Raw genomic sequence first — 17623 nt, forward strand, 5'->3', positions numbered from 1 at the left:
ATGAAAAAATTAGTTTTATTAGTTGTACTTTTTAGTCTTTCAACATCATTTTATGTCAATGCGCAATCCAAAAAAGCTCAAAATGATGGGTTTGAGGCTACCTATCAAAATATGAAAGCTATAATTAATTCTCAACATTATCAATATGTTGGTCATGTGGTTTATAATTCTGAAGATAGAAAAGTACTAGATCAAGATTTAAATCAATTTGAAATAAATACAACAAGTGTAAAAGGATCTTTAACTTCATTGAGTTCATTTACTTATAATACTAAGACTTCTAATTCTAAAATTACAAATTACGAAGTAACATTTAATGATGAGAAACAAACAGTGCTTATAGAATTTAATTTAGATAAGGATAAATTTATCATAGAAGTAAAGCCAAATGGCAAAGCTTTTTTAACCTTAAGCTCAGATGTTAATAATATTAGACAAACTGGTATGATTAAAAGGATATAAATTGTATATTTGTACCCAGTTTATTGAAAATATACTACACAAATAGTTCGATTCTTGAGTTATTTTTCTAGATTTTAATACTATTCATTGTTAAGTTAATTAACTTGTCTGCATTATAGATATTTTCAAAAGCACACACACATATTAATATTTAAAACTACGAATGGCTAAATCACAACAGACTTTTAGTAAAAGTGAAAAAGAAAAAAAACGATTAAAGAAGAGAGAAGACAAGCGCAAGAAAATGGAAGCGCGTAAACTCGACAGGGATGAAAATGGTTCTGAAGGAATCCCTATCGCTTATGTAGATCATAACGGTAACCTTACAGATACACCACCAGATCCAACAATGAAGGTGAAAGTTAAAGCTGAGAATATAGTTCTTGGTGTTCCACAAAAAGATGATTCAGACGAAGAACCGTTCGATCCTATTAGAAAAGGAAAGGTATCTTTCTATGATAGTTCTAAAGGTTTCGGTTTTATTATCGATACTGAAACTAACGAAAAGCATTTTACTCACGTAAGTGGTATTATTGACGATATTGCAGAAAACGACAAAGTAACTTTTGAATTAGAAAAGGGACAGCGTGGAATGAATGCAGTAAGAGTTAAGCAAGCATAACATTCTTATCAAAAAATAATAAAAGCCATTATAGTTTAAACTGTAATGGCTTTTTTTTGTTACATCTTACAACTTAATAATTAGTACAATACTTCGTTTTAAATAAAATAGTTGAATTTTTTAAAACCTTCCTTTTTAATTCTTCGTAGGTAGAGAAACAATTAATATTAAAAACTCATATTTATGAAAACGAAAACAATTATTTCAACATTAGCTTTAACAGTAACATTAATTTTTGGATCTACTGTAATGGCACAATCTAAAATGGATAAAGGTGTTAAAATGGAAAAAGGAACAAAAATGGTAGGTGGTGCCGAAATGTATCCATCTAAAGATATTGTATCTAACGCCGTAAACTCTAAAGATCATACAACTTTAGTGGCTGCTGTAAAAGCTGCAGAGTTAGTAGAGACATTACAAAGCGATGGACCTTTTACTGTTTTTGCACCAACAAATGCTGCATTCGATAAATTACCAGAAGGAACAGTGGCAACTTTATTAAAGCCAGAAAACAAAGCAAAACTTCAAGCGGTATTAACATACCATGTGCTTGCGGGTAAATTTAGCGGAAAAGATATTATGAAAGCGATTAAAAAAGGTAAGGGTAAAGCAACTTTTAAAACCGTAAATGGACAAATGCTAACAGCAATGATGGACGGAAAATCTTTAGTACTTAAAGATACGGCTGGTAACACATCAATGGTAACAATTGCAGATGTAAATCAATCTAACGGTGTTATTCATATTGTTGATACTGTAGTTTTACCAGGTATGTAATAAAATAAGAATTAGTTTATTATGATTGGTTGGTATTGATACTAATTCTTGAAGGCACAGGTTTTTAACTTGTGCCTTTTTTTATACCTTTAAAACAAGAAAAACAGACTAAAATGTATCCAAAAATTATAAAGAGTAAAGAGAGAAAAGTTGTTGGGTTTTTAACAAAAATAACGAAGGATGAGTATTTTAAAATCCCACAATTATGGCAAAAATTTATGCCTAGAAAAAAAGAAATTAATAATATAAATCCAAAGGAATTTATAGCAGTTCAACAATTCCCAAAAGAAACTACTATTGAAAACATTGTAGATTATATAATTTGGGCTTGTGTAGAGGTTTCGCATTTTAAAGATATTCCTGAAGGCATGTCATCTTTTGTAATTCCGGCTGGTGAATATGCTGTTTTTCTTCAAAAAGGAATGGATGCTTCAAAAACATATCAAAGTATTATGACTGAATGGTTACCAACATCAGGTTATACAATTGATAATAGACCACATTTTCAAATCATGGGTGAGATGTATAAAAATGGAAGTTCAGATTCTGAAGAAGATTTTTATATCCCTATAAAACCAATAGTTTAATCTTTTGTCCGTTTTATTTCAGAATTAAAAGTTGACTCTAAAGTCGCAACCTGTTTTGTAATTGCTACAACCAAAAGCTGTTTTTCCTTTTAAAACCTTCCCTGTTTTACATTTAGGACAAACATCACCAGCTTTAATAGCTGTTTTTTTAGGTTCGAATTTTAATTTAAAAGCCTCATCAAATCTTATTAATCCTTCTTGTGTTTGACCATCGATTTTAAACCCTTTTAAATTTACAGTCGATCCTTTGGTTATTAATCTAATAAATTGCTTTTCTGAAACCTTTTTATCTCCAAAACTAAAAGGTAGTGTAAAGTCACAAGATTTTCCATAATGACTACAGCCATAAGCTGATTTTCCTTTTAATAAAGCACCGGATTTACATTTTGGGCAAGAACTACCTACAAGTGTTTCGGTTTTAGGTTTTGTTTTAGACTTCGCTTTAGATTTAGAAGTCGTCGTAGTTTTGTTATTTACAGCAGAAATACGGGTTTGTACTTGTTCGCTTCTTACTTCGTAAACCAAAGCATCAACCATGCGTTTCATACCTTTTATAAAAGCACTAGCGCTGATTTTACCTTTTTCAATATCTTTTAATTGCTTCTCCCAGGTTCCTGTAAGTTCTGCAGATTTTAAAAGTTCATTTTTAATGGTATCAATAAGCTGAATCCCTGTTATAGTTGGTAGAATCTGCTTTTTATTTCGTTTGATGTACTTACGTCTAAATAAGGTTTCTATAATATTAGCTCTTGTAGATGGACGACCAATGCCATTTTCCTTCATTAAATCCCTTAATTCATCATCATCAACTTGTTTACCTGCGGTTTCCATTGCACGTAGTAATGTTGCTTCTGTAAACTGATTAGGTGGCTTTGTTTGTTTCTCTAAAAATGAAGGTTCGTGTTGCCCTTTTTCGCCTTTAACAAAAGTGGGAAGTAAAGCGTCTTCTTTTTTGTTAGACTTTTCTGTTTCAAAAACAACGCGCCAACCTTTAGAAAGAATCTCTTTTCCTGTAGTTTTAAAATTAACTTCTGCAGCTTTTCCAATGACAGTTGTGTTAGAAACCTTACAATCGTCATAAAACACCGCAATAAAACGTTTTACAATAATATCATAAACCTGCTGTTCATTGTATTGTAAATGTGTTTGCATTCCCGTAGGAATTATAGCGTGGTGATCGGTTACTTTTTTATCATTAAAAACTCTTGAAGACTTCTTAATTTTTTTGTTAAGTACAGGAGCTGTAAGAACTGAGTAATCAGTTAATTTAGATAAAATGCCTTGTACTTTAGGGTAAACATCATTGGGTAAAAAAGTGGTATCAACTCTTGGATAAGTTACCGCCTTTTTTTCATATAATTTTTGCGCTATCTTAAGCGTGTCATCTGCTGAAAATCCAAATTTGGTGTTACAATACACCTGCAATCCTGTTAAGTCAAATAACTTAGGGGCGTATTCTGTTCCTTTCTTTTTGGTGGTAGAAACAATTTCAAATTCATCTTCTTTTACTTTGTTTGCCAGAATCTCACCATCTTCCATTTTAAGAAAACGACCTTCTTCATAACTAAAAAGTGTATCTCTGTAAAGTGTTTGTAATTCCCAATACGGTTGTGGTACAAAGTTTTCAATCTCTTTAAAACGATTAACAAGCATGGCTAGAGTAGGGGTTTGAACTCTTCCTACCGAAAGTACTTGTTTGTAACCTCCATGTTTTACAGTATATAAACGTGTAGCGTTAATCCCTAAAAGCCAATCGCCAATGGATCGCGAAAAGCCTGCGTAATAAAGATTATCATAATCTTCAGAGGGCTTTAAGTTTTTAAAACCTTCTTTTATCGCCTCAGTTGTTAAAGACGAAATCCATAAGCGTTCTACTTTGCCTTTGTAATTTGCTTTATTAATCACCCAACGTTGAATGAGCTCTCCTTCTTGACCAGCATCCCCACAATTTATAACAACATCTGCTCTGTCAAATAAACTTTTTACAATTCTAAATTGCTTTTTAATACCATCATTGTTAGAAACCTTTACCTCAAATTTTTCTGGTAACATGGGTAAGTTGTTAAGATCCCAACTCTTCCAGTAAGGTTTATAGTCAACAGGTTCGTAAAGCGTACAAAGATGTCCAAAGGTATAAGTTACTGCATAGCCATTACCTTCATAGTAACCATCGTGTTTTGTTGTGGCTCCTAATACTGATGCAATTTCTCTTGCTACACTTGGTTTTTCGGCAATACAGACTTTCAAATTCGCTTATTTTTTTGCAAGCGCAAAAGTACAGAATTTTATAAATTATATTTTGGTTTTAGCACTATAAAAGCAATCGCTGACCTATTTTTAATTTAGAACTCTTTTTTATAGCGTTGCTATTACATAATGCGGCAATAGAAGTATTATTTTTTCTAGAAATATCATAAAGTGTATCTCCTTTTTTAACCACATAATATTTAGGGAGTTTTGCTAATCTTACTAATTCTTTAGCTTCATCTGCCGATTCTATTACATTAACCTCAGTGGCATATCTAGAATTATGGAATCTAGCATAGGTCCATTTTTGAGTTACCCAAACATGTTGAGATCTAATCTCATTTTTAGGAGAAAAATCGAAAAGATATTCAGGATAAATAGATTCTCCTTTGTAACTTAATTCTAAGTGTAAATGACTTCCTCTAGAATTACCTGTATTACCACCTTTAGCTATAAATTGTCCTCTTTGAATGGTATCATTAACCTTCGTTTCAATTTTAGATAAATGAGCGTAAGTTGATTCTACTCCATTATAATGACGTATAACTACAGTGTATCCGTATCCATTAACGTATTTTGCTAATCTAACAATGCCGTCAAGTACAGCAACAACAGAATCTCCTGTAACTAGGTCAATATCAATACCATTGTGTGCGCGTCCTCCTCGCCATCCATAATGAGAGGTAATTACTTTTTTATGTAAAACAGGTGAAGTGTAAGTGCTATCGCTAAATTTAATTTCTAACGGAAAGGCATGAAGATCATTACGATAAGGGTTAAATACAAAATTATCCCAATTTTCAGCTTTAATATCAATGGTATCAATATTTAAAGTAACTAAAGGGATTTCAATAGTTTCTGGTATGTTACTTTTATTAAAGTTAACGGTTGGTAATTCTATTTTTATAAAATTGGCAAGTGAATCTTGTTGAGCGAATGAAAAAGAAGCCATGCAAATAAAGGCAAAGCAAAAAAGAAGCTGTTTCATAGAGGGGATTGATGATTTCTAGCATTTGAAACGCAAATATAAAATAATTATTATGCCATTATTTTTTTATCATAAATAGTAATCTTGATTAACATTTTGTTAAGGTTTTAGATTTTGTCTCTATTGAGTATAAATGCTTGTGACAGAATGAATTTTGTAAAAAGAATCTTCAAAAAACACGCTTTGTTAATGAAAGCATAAATCTTAAAAAAGAAAAATTATGCACCTAAAAATTAATATTTCATATTAAGTTTATAAAGCAACTATTGGGTTGAAGCTTTTTTTGTGTCTTAAAGTGTTGTAAATTTGCAGCTTCATTTAAATCTTCAAATCTTCGAAACTAAATTTATGTCTCAAGCAAGTCAAGCTCTTCAAGAAAAGAAAACGGATAAAGAATTATATGACTATCAACAAGGAGCGATTAATCAAATCTTTGAAAAATTTGATACGGAACGTGATGATTATCACTTGCTTTATCAATTACCAACAGGTGGTGGTAAAACGGTAATCTTCTCTGAAATGGTACGTCAATATTTAAAACATCACAATAAAAAGGTGTTAATAATGACGCACAGGGTTGAGCTTTGTAACCAAACAGCTAAAATGTTGAATGGCTTTGGTGTGACTAATAAAGTGGTGAATAGTAAGGCTAATTTAGATGATCAAGGTGATTATTCTTGTTTTGTAGCCATGGTTGAAACCTTAAACAACAGATTAAATGATGGTGTTTTAGATATTTCGGATGTTGGATTGGTGATTATTGATGAGGCGCATTACAATTCTTTTACAAAGCTTTTTAAGTTTTTTGAAAAATCATTTATTTTAGGAGTTACTGCAACACCTTTAAGTTCTAATAAAGAGTTACCGATGAAGGATAACTATGACGAACTTATTACAGGTGAAACGATTGAAAACCTTATTGAAAATGAGTTTTTGGCTAGAGCTGAAACTTATGCTTATGATATGGGATTAACATCTTTAGAAATTGGTTCTAATGGTGATTATACGGTAAAGTCTTCTGAAGATTTATACTCAAGTCCTTCAATGTTGCAAAAATTAGTTGATGCTTATAAAAGACATTCACTAGGTAAAAAAGCACTGATCTTTAATAATGGTATTAATACATCTATAAATGTATATTATGCTTTTAAAGAAGCAGATTTACCTATTATGCATTTAGATAATACAGCTACAAAAAAACAACGTAAACAGATTTTACAATGGTTTCATGAGACGCCAGATGCCATTTTAACTTCTGTAAGTATTTTAACAACAGGTTTTGATGAGCCTACAATTGATACTATTATATTAAATAGAGCAACAAAATCATTGACCTTATATTACCAAATGATTGGTCGAGGATCTCGTATTTTAAATAATAAATCGAAATTTACAACCATTGATTTAGGAAACAACTTACATAGATTTGGACCCTGGGGTGCTGATTTAGATTGGCAAACAATTTTTAAGTCCCCCAATTTTTATGCAGATCGTATTAAAGATGATGAAGCAATTGAATCTAACTTTAAGCACGACTTATCTGAGGAAGTAAAAAAAGAATTTTCTAAGTCTGAAGATACATATTTTGATATTAAACAAACGTATAAGGACGCTGTGGTTGCAGGTGAATCTTCAAAAGTAGTTCTTGAGCGTTCTATAGAGCATCATGCTAAAATTTGTATTGAAAATAGTGAAGATGTTTATGATGCATTAGCTTTAGCTAAATTGTTGAAAGATGACATTAATCAACGTATAGAAACTTATGCAAAATGTATCAGTAGAAGCACCTATAATTTCTTAAAATGGTTAAAAGATGATTATCAGAAAAAATTAAGTTCGTATTTAAGAACTAATTTTGATGAGAAATTTGAAGAAATACATGGTTTCCCCCCTGAAGATTAAGACAATATTAAGCTCTGAGATTAAAAAATAATAAAATAGTCCTTGTCCAAGAAATTAGTGTAATTTCGCGCCTCAAAATAAAGCACTTAACATGAAACGCATTAAGCAGTACAAAACACTCTTTTCTGTAGAGGGACCTCTAGATTTAAAGACCTTAAAGAAAACCTATAGAAATCTTGTAAAAGAATGGCACCCAGATAAATTTCAAGATGGTGATGAAGGACAAGAAGAAGCAGAATTAAAAAGTGTTGAAATTATTGATGCTTACCATTTTCTAGTGAGTATTGCTCCTGAGACTAAGGCTGCAAACTTAGAAGAATATAATAAAACTATTATGGAGTCTAGTATTGTAGATTTTCAACATAAAGGTTTATTATTAGAAATAACATTTTTAGACGGTGCAACTTACGAATATTTTGGAGTGCCTAAAAATGTGTTTATAAAGTTTTTAAACTCAGATAAACAAATGCGATTTGCAAGACGTAGTATCTTCAACTCGTACACCTACAGAAAGTCTAAGAAAGAAACTCAAGACGCATAAGTTTAGAGTAGAAGTAGTCCTTATATAGTTATGAGCCACGATAAATCCGATAAATCAGAAGAAATTTCAGCAAAAGAAATTGAGAGTTGTATTTCTACTTTAGAACGATTAATTGCTGATACCGATCAAATTTTCGAAATTCCAAAAGAACAGCGTACCGCTTTAATCAAAGCTTCGGGTCTATTATCGCGCCCAAGCAGAGAAGAGTTTTCACGTCGTAAAAAGGATGGGAAAAAAGCAGCGAAAAGAAAACAAGCTGCTCGTGATAAAAATGCTCGTAAGGAAACAGGGATTAGAAGTGCAAGAGAATCTCATGTCTTTGTTGCTCCTAAATTTTTACCTGAAGCCGACTTAAAAAAGAAGGATCAATTTGAATTAGAGTCACCAAGAAACTGTTACGTTTGTAAAAAAATGTTCACCAAATTGCATCATTTTTACGACACCATGTGTGAAGAATGTGGTGATTTTAACTACGCTAAACGTTTTCAAACAGCAGATGTTAAAGGTCAAGTAGCCGTTATTACAGGTTCTCGATTAAAAATTGGTTATCATATTACTTTAATGTTATTACGTGGTGGGGCAACTGTGATTGCAACAACACGTTTTCCTGTAGATTCTGCCTTACGTTTTTCTAAAGAAGAGGATTTTACAGAATGGGGACATCGTTTAAAAATTCATGGTTTAGATTTAAGACATATACCAAGTGTAGAGATTTTCTGTAATTTTATAGAACAACGCTACGAAAGGCTTGATATTCTTATTAATAATGCTGCACAAACCGTAAGAAGACCTTCTGGTTTTTATAGCCATTTAATGCCAAATGAAGAGCGACCAATTGAAGAGTTGCCTAAATTTGCACGCGATTTACTAAATGATCATACCGAATGTTTAGTAGAATTAAAAGAATTAACGTCGGGTGCTTCACCTAACAAAAACATGCCTGTAACTTGGCATGGACCAGAACCAGGAATTGGATTAAGAGCTTCGGCTAAATTATCTCAAATTCCTTATAGTTTTGATAATACTTTGGTGTCACAAGAAGTTTTTCCGGAAGGAGAATTAGATGCCGATTTACAACAAGTTGATTTAAGAAAAACCAACAGTTGGAGATTAAAACTAGGTGAAATTGAAACCACTGAAATGATTGAAGTTCAGTTGGTTAATTCTGTTGCGCCATTTGTATTGTGTAACCGCTTGTCTGAGGTCATGAAAAAGAACCCTACAGGTCAAAAACACATTATTAACGTATCTGCAATGGAAGGAAAGTTTCATTCTTTCTTTAAAGAAGACCGTCATCCACATACTAACATGGCAAAAGCTGCTTTAAATATGTTAACGCATACGGCAGCAGGTGGTTTAGCTAAAGAAGGTATTTATATGAATGCAGTTGATACGGGTTGGGTAACTGACGAAGATCCTGCAGAATTAGCAAAAAGAAAACAAGATTTACACGATTTTCAACCTCCTTTAGATATCGTAGATGGTGCAGCTCGTGTTATGGATCCTCTTTTTGATGGGATTAATACAGGGAAACATTGGTCTGGTAAATTCTTAAAAGATTATAGACCTATTAGTTGGTAGTTTAAATATCGACCACATACTCTTATTCCGATTTATAACGTCATTTTGAAGGATGAAAAATCGTAGTGAGAACACATCTTATTAGAAATTCTTATTTTCGAGTAAATTTGACGCATTTTCAATCGTAAAATTTACTCGAATTGACGAATTTCATCAAAAGAACAAATTACCTTTGCATCATAATAAAAATATAATGAAAACATTTTCAGAATTAGGGATTAAGAAATCCTATATAAAAGGTTTAAAAGAACTTAACATTGTAAATCCAACGGAAATACAAGAAAAAGTTATTCCTATTTTATTAGAATCTAAGACAGATTTAATTGGTTTAGCGCAAACAGGTACTGGTAAAACAGCTGCTTTTGGTTTGCCTGTTTTACATTCAATAAATACAAAAAATTCTGATGTTCAGGCTTTAATTATTGCACCTACGCGTGAGTTGGTGCAACAAATACAAAAGCAATTGTTTCGTTATACCAAATATATTGACGAGAAGATTTTCTCTGAAGGTGTTTACGGTGGTGAAAAGATGGATAAGCAAATTAAAGCTTTAACAAGAACAACACATATTGTAGTCGCAACGCCAGGACGTTTACTAGATTTAGTAGAACGTGGAGCTGTTGATATTTCTAATGTGAAAACCTTGATTTTAGACGAAGCAGACGAAATGCTAAGCATGGGGTTTAAAGAAGATTTAAACAAAATATTAGCCTACAATACCAAGAAAAGGAATACATGGTTGTTTTCTGCAACGATGCCAGAAGAAATAAAACGTATTGTAAATACTTATATGTCACCAAATGCAATTAAGATTGAGGTGAATAAAAATGCTTTGGTAAACGAAAATATTTCACACCATTACATCCATACCAATATTAAGGAAAAGTTGAATATGATTATCCGTATCATAGACAAACGTCAGGAAGAACGAGGAATCATTTTTTGTAGAACAAAAGCAGGGACTAAAGCTTTGGCATTACAATTAAAAAATGAAGGTTTTGCTGTAGATGCCTTAGAAGGCGATATGCAACAAAAAGATCGTGATAAAGTTATGCGTGCTTTTAAGAACGAAACGCTTCAAATATTAGTGTCAACAGATGTTTCTGCTCGTGGAATTGACGTGAATAATTTAGGTTTTGTATTACACCACCAACTACCAGAACAATTAGATTATTACACACATAGAAGTGGAAGAACAGCAAGAGCAGGTAAAACAGGGCAATCTATTGCTTTAATTATTCCTGGTGAAATGCAGAAAGTAATCGATATTCAATCGGCATTAGGAATTACATTTAGAGAATTAGCGATTTAATAATTGCTGTTAATTTAATTATTTGTTATTTAAATACTTAAAAGAGATTAACTAAAGTTATGGTTAATCTCTTTTTTTTGTTTAAATAAGTGATTTTAGTGTCGTAATTTTATATTTAATAGGCTCTAAATTAGTCGTAATAAATACGATATATAATTTTGTTATTCCTGTTGAACTAGAAATTCACAACTGGTCTACCTCTAAATTATTTAAGAGAAATAGCAACACTTGAAGATTGCATTACTTTGTTTGATTTTCGAATTTAAGTATTACCTTGTGTCTCTATAAACTATATATTATTTACATCAATGATCTCACTTTCAATAGAAGACATCAACGCCTTCGTTAACGGCGAAGTTGTAGGAACAACAACACATAAAATTACTGGATTAGAGCAGATTCAAAAAGCAACAGAAAATCAGGCAACCTTTATTGGTAATCGTAAATTTGCAGCCCTTTGGAAAGATTCTAAAGCAAGTTTAGCCATTATTAATAATAACATTGATTTAGAACCTGGTGAGAATCGTGTATTGATTAAAGTTAAGAATGCCGATTTAACAATGGCCAAATTACTGGAGTCATTTACACCTGCAACACCTCACTTTGAAGTAGAAATTCATCCTTCTGCAACTATTGATCCTTCTGCAATAATAGGAGAAGGAAGTAGAGTTGGAGCGGGGTCTTATATTGGTAAAGATGTTGTACTTGGCAAAAATGTAACCATTTATCCTAATGTTACTATTTTAGATGAAACGACGATTGGAGATCATACGGTCGTTTGGTCTGGGACCGTTATTAGAGAACGTTCTGAGATTGGTAGCTATTGTATTTTTCATAATAATGTAAGTATTGGCGCTGATGGTTTTGGATATCGTCCAAGTGATGACGGAAAAGGTTTAGTTAAAATTCCACATATCGGTAATGTTGTTATCGGTAATGCTGTTGAAATTGGAGCAAACTCTTGTGTAGATCGTGGTAAATTTAGTTCTACAATATTAGGTGATGGCTGTAAGATTGATAATTTGGTGCAAATTGCACACAATTGTGTTCTTGGTCGTTCTTGTATTATGGCAGGAAGTTCAGGACTTGCAGGTTCTGTAACGCTTGGTGATGGTGTAATGATTGGAGGATCTGCATCTATAAAAGATCATACTACAATCCATTCTGGTGCAACTGTTGGTGCTGGTTCTGGTGTTATGAATGATGTTGCAGCAGGAAAAACTGTTTTGGGGTATCCGGCGGTTGATTCTAGAGAAATGTTAAAACAATGGGTGGCATTAAGAAAGTTAGCACGTTAGGTGATTTAAATTTTTGGCACTATATTTGACTACTATATAATAATTATTAAATAAATAGATTACAATGAGTACAGGAACAGTAAAATTCTTCAACGACGACAAAGGATTCGGTTTTATTACAGAAGAAGGTTCAAACAAAGATCATTTTGTCCATATTTCTGGATTAATCGATGAGATTCGCGAAGGTGATGAAGTTGAATTCGAACTTACAGAAGGAAAAAAAGGTTTAAACGCTATTAATGTTAAAGTTATCTAAGATATCTTTTAACTAAGTTTAAAAGCCCATCACATATATGTGATGGGCTTTTTTTTATCTTATGAATTCCGTTATTATTAACCGATCATTATTGATTTTGCGTTTACAAATTCTTTCATCCCAAATCCGCCGTGTTCTCTACCAAACCCGGAGTCTTTTACACCACCAAAAGGCATATTAGGATAGGCTGTACCAAATTTATTAATAAAGATCATACCTGTATCAAAATGTTTTTCGGCTAGTTCTATGGCGTGGTCTACATCTTTAGAAAAGATGCCTCCACCCAATCCAAAACGGCTATCGTTGGCAATACGCATGGCGTCCTCTTCATCCTTAGCTCTTATTAGTGCTGCTGCAGGTCCGAATAATTCATCATCATAGGCCGGTTGTCCGCTGGTAACGTTTTCTAAAACCGTTGCAGGATAAAAGAAACCTTCACCTTCTGGTATTTTACCACCACAAAGTAGTTTCGCTCCATTTTCAATACTCTTTTTTACTTGTTCATGTAAGGTGTTTCTAAGATCTTCTCTTGCAATGGGGCCTAATTTGGTGTCGCTGTCCATAGGGTTTCCCACTTTAAGATTTTCCATAGCCTTTACAAAAGCGTCTTTAAATTCATCATAAACAGCATCAACCACCACAAATCGTTTGGCTGCAATACAGGTTTCTCCATTATTATAGATACGCCCCATGACAGAGGTTCTTACTGCCAACTCAATGTCAGCATCTTCTAAAACAATGTACGCATCGTTACTTCCTAATTCTAGAACTGATTTTTTCAATGCTTTTCCTGCTTTTTCTCCAATAATTTCACCTGCTTTAGGACTTCCTGTTAAGGTGATTCCTCTAACGTGCTTATTATCAATTACCAAGTCTGATTGGTCGTGATCTATCAATAGTACGCTGAATAAGCCATCTGGTAATCCTGCCGCTTTAAATATGGACTCTAATAATTTGGCTGTTCCTGTTACATTGGCAGCATGTTTTAATAAAATGCTATTTCCTGCCATGAGATTGGTTATAGTGTAACGGATAACTTGATACGATGGGTAATTCCAAGGTTGAATACCATAAATAACACCAATGGGAGCGTAGGTAATAATGCCTTTACTGCCATCTTGTAATTTTCGTTCTTCATTCTTTAAGAATTCTGAAGCATTATTAGCGGAATAATCACAAATACCAGCACATAGATCAACTTCTTGCTGACTCTGTGTTAGGAGTTTCCCCATTTCACTGGTCATAAGTTCTGCCAATTCAGGTTTATAGTTTAGTAATTCCTTTCCTATGGCTTTTATGATTTTTCCACGCTCATTATAAGACTTCGATTTCCAATTTAAAAATGCTTTGTGAGATTTATCAATGGTGTTTTTTACGTCTTCATCTGTCATATAAGTATATGACGTCAAGGTTTTTCCTGTTGTAGGGTTTATAGTTGTAATGTCGTTTTTAATTGCAGTCGTTTTCATAATTCTCTTTCTTTTTTAATTCATATCAAAGGTCTACATCTATTAAGGAAACTATTGACAGTATCCCTAAAACTATTGACGGATATAAGAATAGATGATTTTGTGAGGTGTTTTATAAGAATTTTAGCTTTCGCATTAATAGAATTTGCAAACGAGACAACATGTGCGCTGCATAATATCTAATTTAGAGCATTCCGATATTGGAATTGAAATTATTGAATCATAAAAAATAAAAAGACATGTTAAAACCAAGACAGAAAACACCAGATTTAACCATAAATTTAACGAATGGAACAGAGTGGACACTAAGTAAACAAGATCCAGAAGCGTTTACAATGATTATTGTTTATCGAGGTCTTCACTGTCCGGTGTGTAAAACATATTTAGAGGAATTACAAACTAAGTTACCAAAGTTTAAAAAACTAGGTGTTAATGTAATAGCTATTAGTAGTGAAACGAAAGCATTAGCTGAAAAAACAACTAAGGAATGGGCGATAGGTGATGTGCCATTAGGGTATGAATTCCCTATAGAAGACGCTAGAGAATGGGGCTTATTTATATCGAAAGGTATCAAAGATGAACCTGAAACATTTATAGAACCTGGTTTATTTATTATAAAACCTAATCAAGAATTATATTGCGCCTCTATACAAACGATGCCATTTGCAAGACCTGCATTAGACGATGTTATTAATGCCATTAAATTTGTGTTAAGTAAAGATTATCCGGCTAGAGGAGAAGCTTAATCCATAGTATCACTTTATATATACGTAAAGTCTTTCATTAGGCTTTACGTATTTTTTATTATTAAAATATGACAGAAAAACCTAAGTTTAAAATACAGCATTTACCCCAATTATTAGTTGCCGCAGGCAAATCGTGGTTTGATGGAGCACCTTTTCAACGTAGTGCTATTGTAGCTTATTATGCCGTTTTGTCTCTGCCTGCCTTAGTGATTATTATTTTGAAAGTGGTGGGGAGTTTTTGGGGAGAAGAATTGGTACAAGGCGAATTACTAAGCGAAATCTCACAAGCTATTGGTCCAGATGCCGCAGACGCTATTAGAACAATGATTGAAAACCAAAGCGGAGAAAAGACCAATATTTTTGCTACAATTATAGGTGTTGGAACCTTGCTTTATGGTGCTACAGGTGTGTTTTTTCAGCTACAATCGGCATTAGATACCATTTGGGAACAAGAACCTTCTTATAAAAATAACATAGTAGCCACATTAATGAGTCGTGTGAAGAGTTTTGGATTTATCCTAATTCTTGGATTTTTATTGCTAACCAGTTTTATATTAACCTCATTATTAAGCACCTTTAGCAAACAACTCAATCGGTTTTTGCCCGACAACTTATTTGATTATCTGTTTATTGTTGATTTTTTAGTTTCTGTAGGCTTCATTTATTTATTGTTTGCAACGATGTTTAAATATTTACCATCTGCTAAGATTAAATGGAAATCTGTGCGTACAGGTGCTGCATTAACAACGTTTATGTTTTTAATTGGTAAATATCTATTGGCTTTATATTTTAATACCATGGAACCTGGGTCTACATACGGAGCTGCGGGTTCAATTATTCTAATTATGCTTTGGGTATCTTATTCTTGTTTAATCTTGTTGTTTGGTGCACATTTTACCAAGCAATATGCTGACCAATATGTAGAAGGAGACTATATCACAGGGTAGCTATCGGTTGGTTTTGTGTTTTTCGTGCTGCCTTTTTTTTACCAATAAAGGCTGCTTCTCAAAACAAACGCCTATTTTTGCTGTCTTTTTAAACGTATTTCGACTCATTAGGAAAGCATATTAAACCCCGCAGTAATTAGACGCTTCGTGTCTCTTATTAAACATTATGGCAAAATTAGATAAAAATGGATTAAATAAAGGATCCCGAACGCTACTACTTATAGGTGTTTTATTTGTGGCTGTAAATTTAAGACCAGCACTTTCTAGTATTGGACCGTTAATAGACATGATTCGTTTTGATGTTAAGCTATCTGATACTTTATTAGGCTTACTAACTACTTTGCCATTACTTGCATTTGCAGTGGTTTCTACTATAACACCTTTATTTACTAAACGTTTTGGTATTGGTATCACTATTTTTGGATCATTGGTTTTATTAGCATTAGGTATTGTAATTCGTTCTGTTGGTGGTATTTTTAACCTGTATTTAGGGACCATTTTATTAGGTATAGCTATTGCGTTTGGAAATGTATTGATCCCAGCATTAATTAAAAGAAACTTTGCTCATAAAGCCGGATTTGTCACCAGTTTATTTACCGGAATTTTATCACTAGGTGCAGCTTTTGCATCGGGCTTAAGTGTGCCTTTGGCTATAGAGCTTAACCTCGGTTGGCGAGGCTCATTAGGTATTTGGGCTATTTTAGCTGTATTAGCTGTTATTGTTTGGATTCCTAATGTTAAGCGTATTAAACGATTCCCTCCAAACCGAAGCTTTAAAGCGGCTATGAGAAAATTGAGCGGTTCGTTATTAGTTTGGAGAATTGCTTTTTATATGGGGCTTCAGTCTGCTGCATTTTATGTGACTATAGCTTGGTTACCATCTATTTTAATAGATAGGGGGTATGACGCAGCATACGCAGGGTGGATGCTTTCATTATGTCAAGCTACAGGTATTATTGGTGCTATTTTGGTACCTATGTGGGCCGGATCTAGAAAAGATCAGCGCTTGGTTATTTTGACTTTAGGTGTTATTGAAATTATAGCGTTTGCTGGTTTAATGTTTCCTGGAGATGGTATGGTTGGACTTTGGATTGGACTTTTAGGTATTGCACTTGGTGGTACTTTTGGATTGGCTTTGTTGCTGATTGTTTTACGATCTGAAGATGCCGAAACTGCCGCAGAACTTTCTGGTATTGTACAATCTATTGGTTATTTTATTGCAGCTGCAGGACCATTTATCGCTGGAGTTATTTTTGATTTAACAGCCGTTTGGGATTATACTTTAGTTTTATTAATTGTATTTGGTATTGTTAAATTGATTCTAGGTATTAATGCTGGTAAAGATCTTAAGGTTTAAACGTTATCTAAGATATCTTTTTAACCTAAATATTGAAACTCATCATTATAGTGATGGGTTTTTTATTTTAAAATTATATAATAAGCAGTAGGTCTTTTTTAGTAAAGGCGTCAATCATCAAAATTTGTTTAAATAGATATGTTGATTGATTTTAATATGCTACAATAAACAGTATTTGGAGTGAACTATCTTATTTTACAAAGTCTATTTTACATAATATAAATTATAGGACAAACTATAACAATTAGCGTAATAGCGCATTTTAGCGCTATTTGACATAATTATAGTTCTAGTGACACGCAGTGTTCTATAACGTTAATGATTATGTACAAGCTAATTGTGGTGTCTTCTTGTTAGCGTAATAATGTTTTTGTGTGAAATTTGACATAATCATAGTTCTAGTGACACGCAGTGTTCCATAACGTTAATGATTATGTACAAGCTAATTGTTGTGTCTTCTTGTTAGCGTAATAATGTTTTTGTGTGAAATTTGACATAATCATAGTTCTAATGACACGCAGTGTTCTATAA

The 17623-nt window shown here is 32.8% G+C and carries 16 protein-coding genes; 13 read left to right on the plus strand and 3 right to left on the minus strand.

Going from position 1 to position 17623, the window contains the following annotated elements:
• From HSX10_RS15225 to HSX10_RS15240, 4 genes are all read left to right on the plus strand, one after another.
• Positions 1-462: a hypothetical protein gene (locus HSX10_RS15225; protein ID WP_173589101.1), complete on the plus strand. Its 462-nt coding sequence runs from the start codon at positions 1-3 to the stop codon at positions 460-462.
• Positions 463-625: 163 nt separating this feature from the next.
• Positions 626-1084, plus strand: a complete 459-nt coding sequence (locus HSX10_RS15230) for a cold-shock protein (protein WP_173589102.1) — start codon at positions 626-628, stop codon at positions 1082-1084.
• A gap of 183 nt (positions 1085-1267) precedes the next feature.
• A complete protein-coding gene (locus HSX10_RS15235) occupies positions 1268-1861 on the plus strand; it encodes a fasciclin domain-containing protein (protein ID WP_173589103.1) in 594 nt (197 codons plus the stop codon).
• Positions 1862-1974: 113 nt separating this feature from the next.
• A complete protein-coding gene (locus HSX10_RS15240; protein ID WP_173589104.1) occupies positions 1975-2448 on the plus strand; it encodes a GyrI-like domain-containing protein in 474 nt (157 codons plus the stop codon).
• A gap of 24 nt (positions 2449-2472) precedes the next feature.
• On the opposite strand, the gene HSX10_RS15245 is transcribed toward HSX10_RS15240, so the two are convergent.
• Together HSX10_RS15245 and HSX10_RS15250 are read right to left on the minus strand one after the other, a co-directional pair.
• The gene (locus tag HSX10_RS15245; protein WP_173589105.1) at positions 2473-4695 is read right to left on the minus strand and encodes a type IA DNA topoisomerase; all 2223 of its coding nucleotides are present in this window, start codon (positions 4693-4695) and stop codon (positions 2473-2475) included.
• Positions 4696-4759: 64 nt separating this feature from the next.
• A complete protein-coding gene (locus HSX10_RS15250) occupies positions 4760-5647 on the minus strand; it encodes a M23 family metallopeptidase (protein ID WP_246293579.1) in 888 nt (295 codons plus the stop codon).
• 384 nt (positions 5648-6031) lie between these two features.
• Between HSX10_RS15250 and HSX10_RS15255 the strand changes: the two genes are divergently transcribed.
• The 6 genes from HSX10_RS15255 (at position 6032) to HSX10_RS15280 (ending at position 12573) form a co-directional block, all read left to right on the plus strand.
• A complete protein-coding gene (locus HSX10_RS15255; RefSeq protein WP_173589107.1) occupies positions 6032-7585 on the plus strand; it encodes a DEAD/DEAH box helicase in 1554 nt (517 codons plus the stop codon).
• A 91-nt stretch (positions 7586-7676) separates the two neighbouring features.
• Entirely contained in the window at positions 7677-8126 is a 450-nt protein-coding gene (locus tag HSX10_RS15260) for a KTSC domain-containing protein (RefSeq protein WP_173589108.1), read from the plus strand.
• A gap of 30 nt (positions 8127-8156) precedes the next feature.
• Positions 8157-9707, plus strand: a complete 1551-nt coding sequence (locus HSX10_RS15265) for an SDR family NAD(P)-dependent oxidoreductase (protein WP_173589109.1) — start codon at positions 8157-8159, stop codon at positions 9705-9707.
• Positions 9708-9900: 193 nt separating this feature from the next.
• The gene (locus HSX10_RS15270; protein WP_173589110.1) at positions 9901-11019 is read left to right on the plus strand and encodes a DEAD/DEAH box helicase; all 1119 of its coding nucleotides are present in this window, start codon (positions 9901-9903) and stop codon (positions 11017-11019) included.
• Between the two features lie 308 nt (positions 11020-11327).
• On the plus strand, positions 11328-12317 hold the full coding sequence (gene lpxD / locus HSX10_RS15275; protein ID WP_173589111.1) for a UDP-3-O-(3-hydroxymyristoyl)glucosamine N-acyltransferase: 990 nt from the start codon (positions 11328-11330) through the stop codon (positions 12315-12317).
• A gap of 64 nt (positions 12318-12381) precedes the next feature.
• Complete coding sequence (locus HSX10_RS15280; RefSeq protein WP_173589112.1) at positions 12382-12573, plus strand: cold-shock protein; 192 nt, start codon at positions 12382-12384, stop codon at positions 12571-12573.
• A gap of 77 nt (positions 12574-12650) precedes the next feature.
• Here the strand turns inward: HSX10_RS15280 and HSX10_RS15285 are convergent, their stop codons facing one another.
• Positions 12651-14042, minus strand: coding sequence for an NAD-dependent succinate-semialdehyde dehydrogenase (locus HSX10_RS15285; RefSeq protein ID WP_173589113.1), 1392 nt, complete (start codon positions 14040-14042; stop codon positions 12651-12653).
• A gap of 239 nt (positions 14043-14281) precedes the next feature.
• Here HSX10_RS15285 and HSX10_RS15290 point away from each other — a divergent pair, with 239 nt between their 5' ends.
• From HSX10_RS15290 to HSX10_RS15300, 3 genes are all read left to right on the plus strand, one after another.
• Complete coding sequence (locus tag HSX10_RS15290) at positions 14282-14788, plus strand: redoxin domain-containing protein (protein WP_173589114.1); 507 nt, start codon at positions 14282-14284, stop codon at positions 14786-14788.
• Positions 14789-14856: 68 nt separating this feature from the next.
• Positions 14857-15735: a YihY/virulence factor BrkB family protein gene (locus tag HSX10_RS15295; protein WP_173589115.1), complete on the plus strand. Its 879-nt coding sequence runs from the start codon at positions 14857-14859 to the stop codon at positions 15733-15735.
• Positions 15736-15901: 166 nt separating this feature from the next.
• A complete protein-coding gene (locus tag HSX10_RS15300; RefSeq protein ID WP_173589116.1) occupies positions 15902-17092 on the plus strand; it encodes a CynX/NimT family MFS transporter in 1191 nt (396 codons plus the stop codon).
• Positions 17093-17623 lie beyond the last annotated feature (531 nt).

Origin of the sequence: Winogradskyella undariae (assembly GCF_013285155.1) — a bacterium.
In the GTDB taxonomy this organism is placed as follows: domain Bacteria; phylum Bacteroidota; class Bacteroidia; order Flavobacteriales; family Flavobacteriaceae; genus Winogradskyella; species Winogradskyella undariae.

Excerpts from the sequence above, each read along its gene's own strand:
- HSX10_RS15255 (WP_173589107.1), top strand. The coding sequence starts at position 6,032 with ATGTCTCAAGCAAGTCAAGCTCTTCAAGAAAAGAAAACGGATAAAGAA.
- HSX10_RS15235 (WP_173589103.1), top strand. The coding sequence starts at position 1,268 with ATGAAAACGAAAACAATTATTTCAACATTAGCTTTAACAGTAACATTA.
- HSX10_RS15250 (WP_246293579.1), bottom strand. The coding sequence starts at position 5,647 with ATGGCTTCTTTTTCATTCGCTCAACAAGATTCACTTGCCAATTTTATA.
- HSX10_RS15280 (WP_173589112.1), top strand. The coding sequence starts at position 12,382 with ATGAGTACAGGAACAGTAAAATTCTTCAACGACGACAAAGGATTCGGT.
- HSX10_RS15225 (WP_173589101.1), top strand. The coding sequence starts at position 1 with ATGAAAAAATTAGTTTTATTAGTTGTACTTTTTAGTCTTTCAACATCA.
- HSX10_RS15270 (WP_173589110.1), top strand. The coding sequence starts at position 9,901 with ATGAAAACATTTTCAGAATTAGGGATTAAGAAATCCTATATAAAAGGT.
- HSX10_RS15240 (WP_173589104.1), top strand. The coding sequence starts at position 1,975 with ATGTATCCAAAAATTATAAAGAGTAAAGAGAGAAAAGTTGTTGGGTTT.
- HSX10_RS15285 (WP_173589113.1), bottom strand. The coding sequence starts at position 14,042 with ATGAAAACGACTGCAATTAAAAACGACATTACAACTATAAACCCTACA.
- HSX10_RS15295 (WP_173589115.1), top strand. The coding sequence starts at position 14,857 with ATGACAGAAAAACCTAAGTTTAAAATACAGCATTTACCCCAATTATTA.
- HSX10_RS15290 (WP_173589114.1), top strand. The coding sequence starts at position 14,282 with ATGTTAAAACCAAGACAGAAAACACCAGATTTAACCATAAATTTAACG.
- HSX10_RS15230 (WP_173589102.1), top strand. The coding sequence starts at position 626 with ATGGCTAAATCACAACAGACTTTTAGTAAAAGTGAAAAAGAAAAAAAA.
- lpxD (WP_173589111.1), top strand. The coding sequence starts at position 11,328 with ATGATCTCACTTTCAATAGAAGACATCAACGCCTTCGTTAACGGCGAA.
- HSX10_RS15260 (WP_173589108.1), top strand. The coding sequence starts at position 7,677 with ATGAAACGCATTAAGCAGTACAAAACACTCTTTTCTGTAGAGGGACCT.
- HSX10_RS15265 (WP_173589109.1), top strand. The coding sequence starts at position 8,157 with ATGAGCCACGATAAATCCGATAAATCAGAAGAAATTTCAGCAAAAGAA.
- HSX10_RS15300 (WP_173589116.1), top strand. The coding sequence starts at position 15,902 with ATGGCAAAATTAGATAAAAATGGATTAAATAAAGGATCCCGAACGCTA.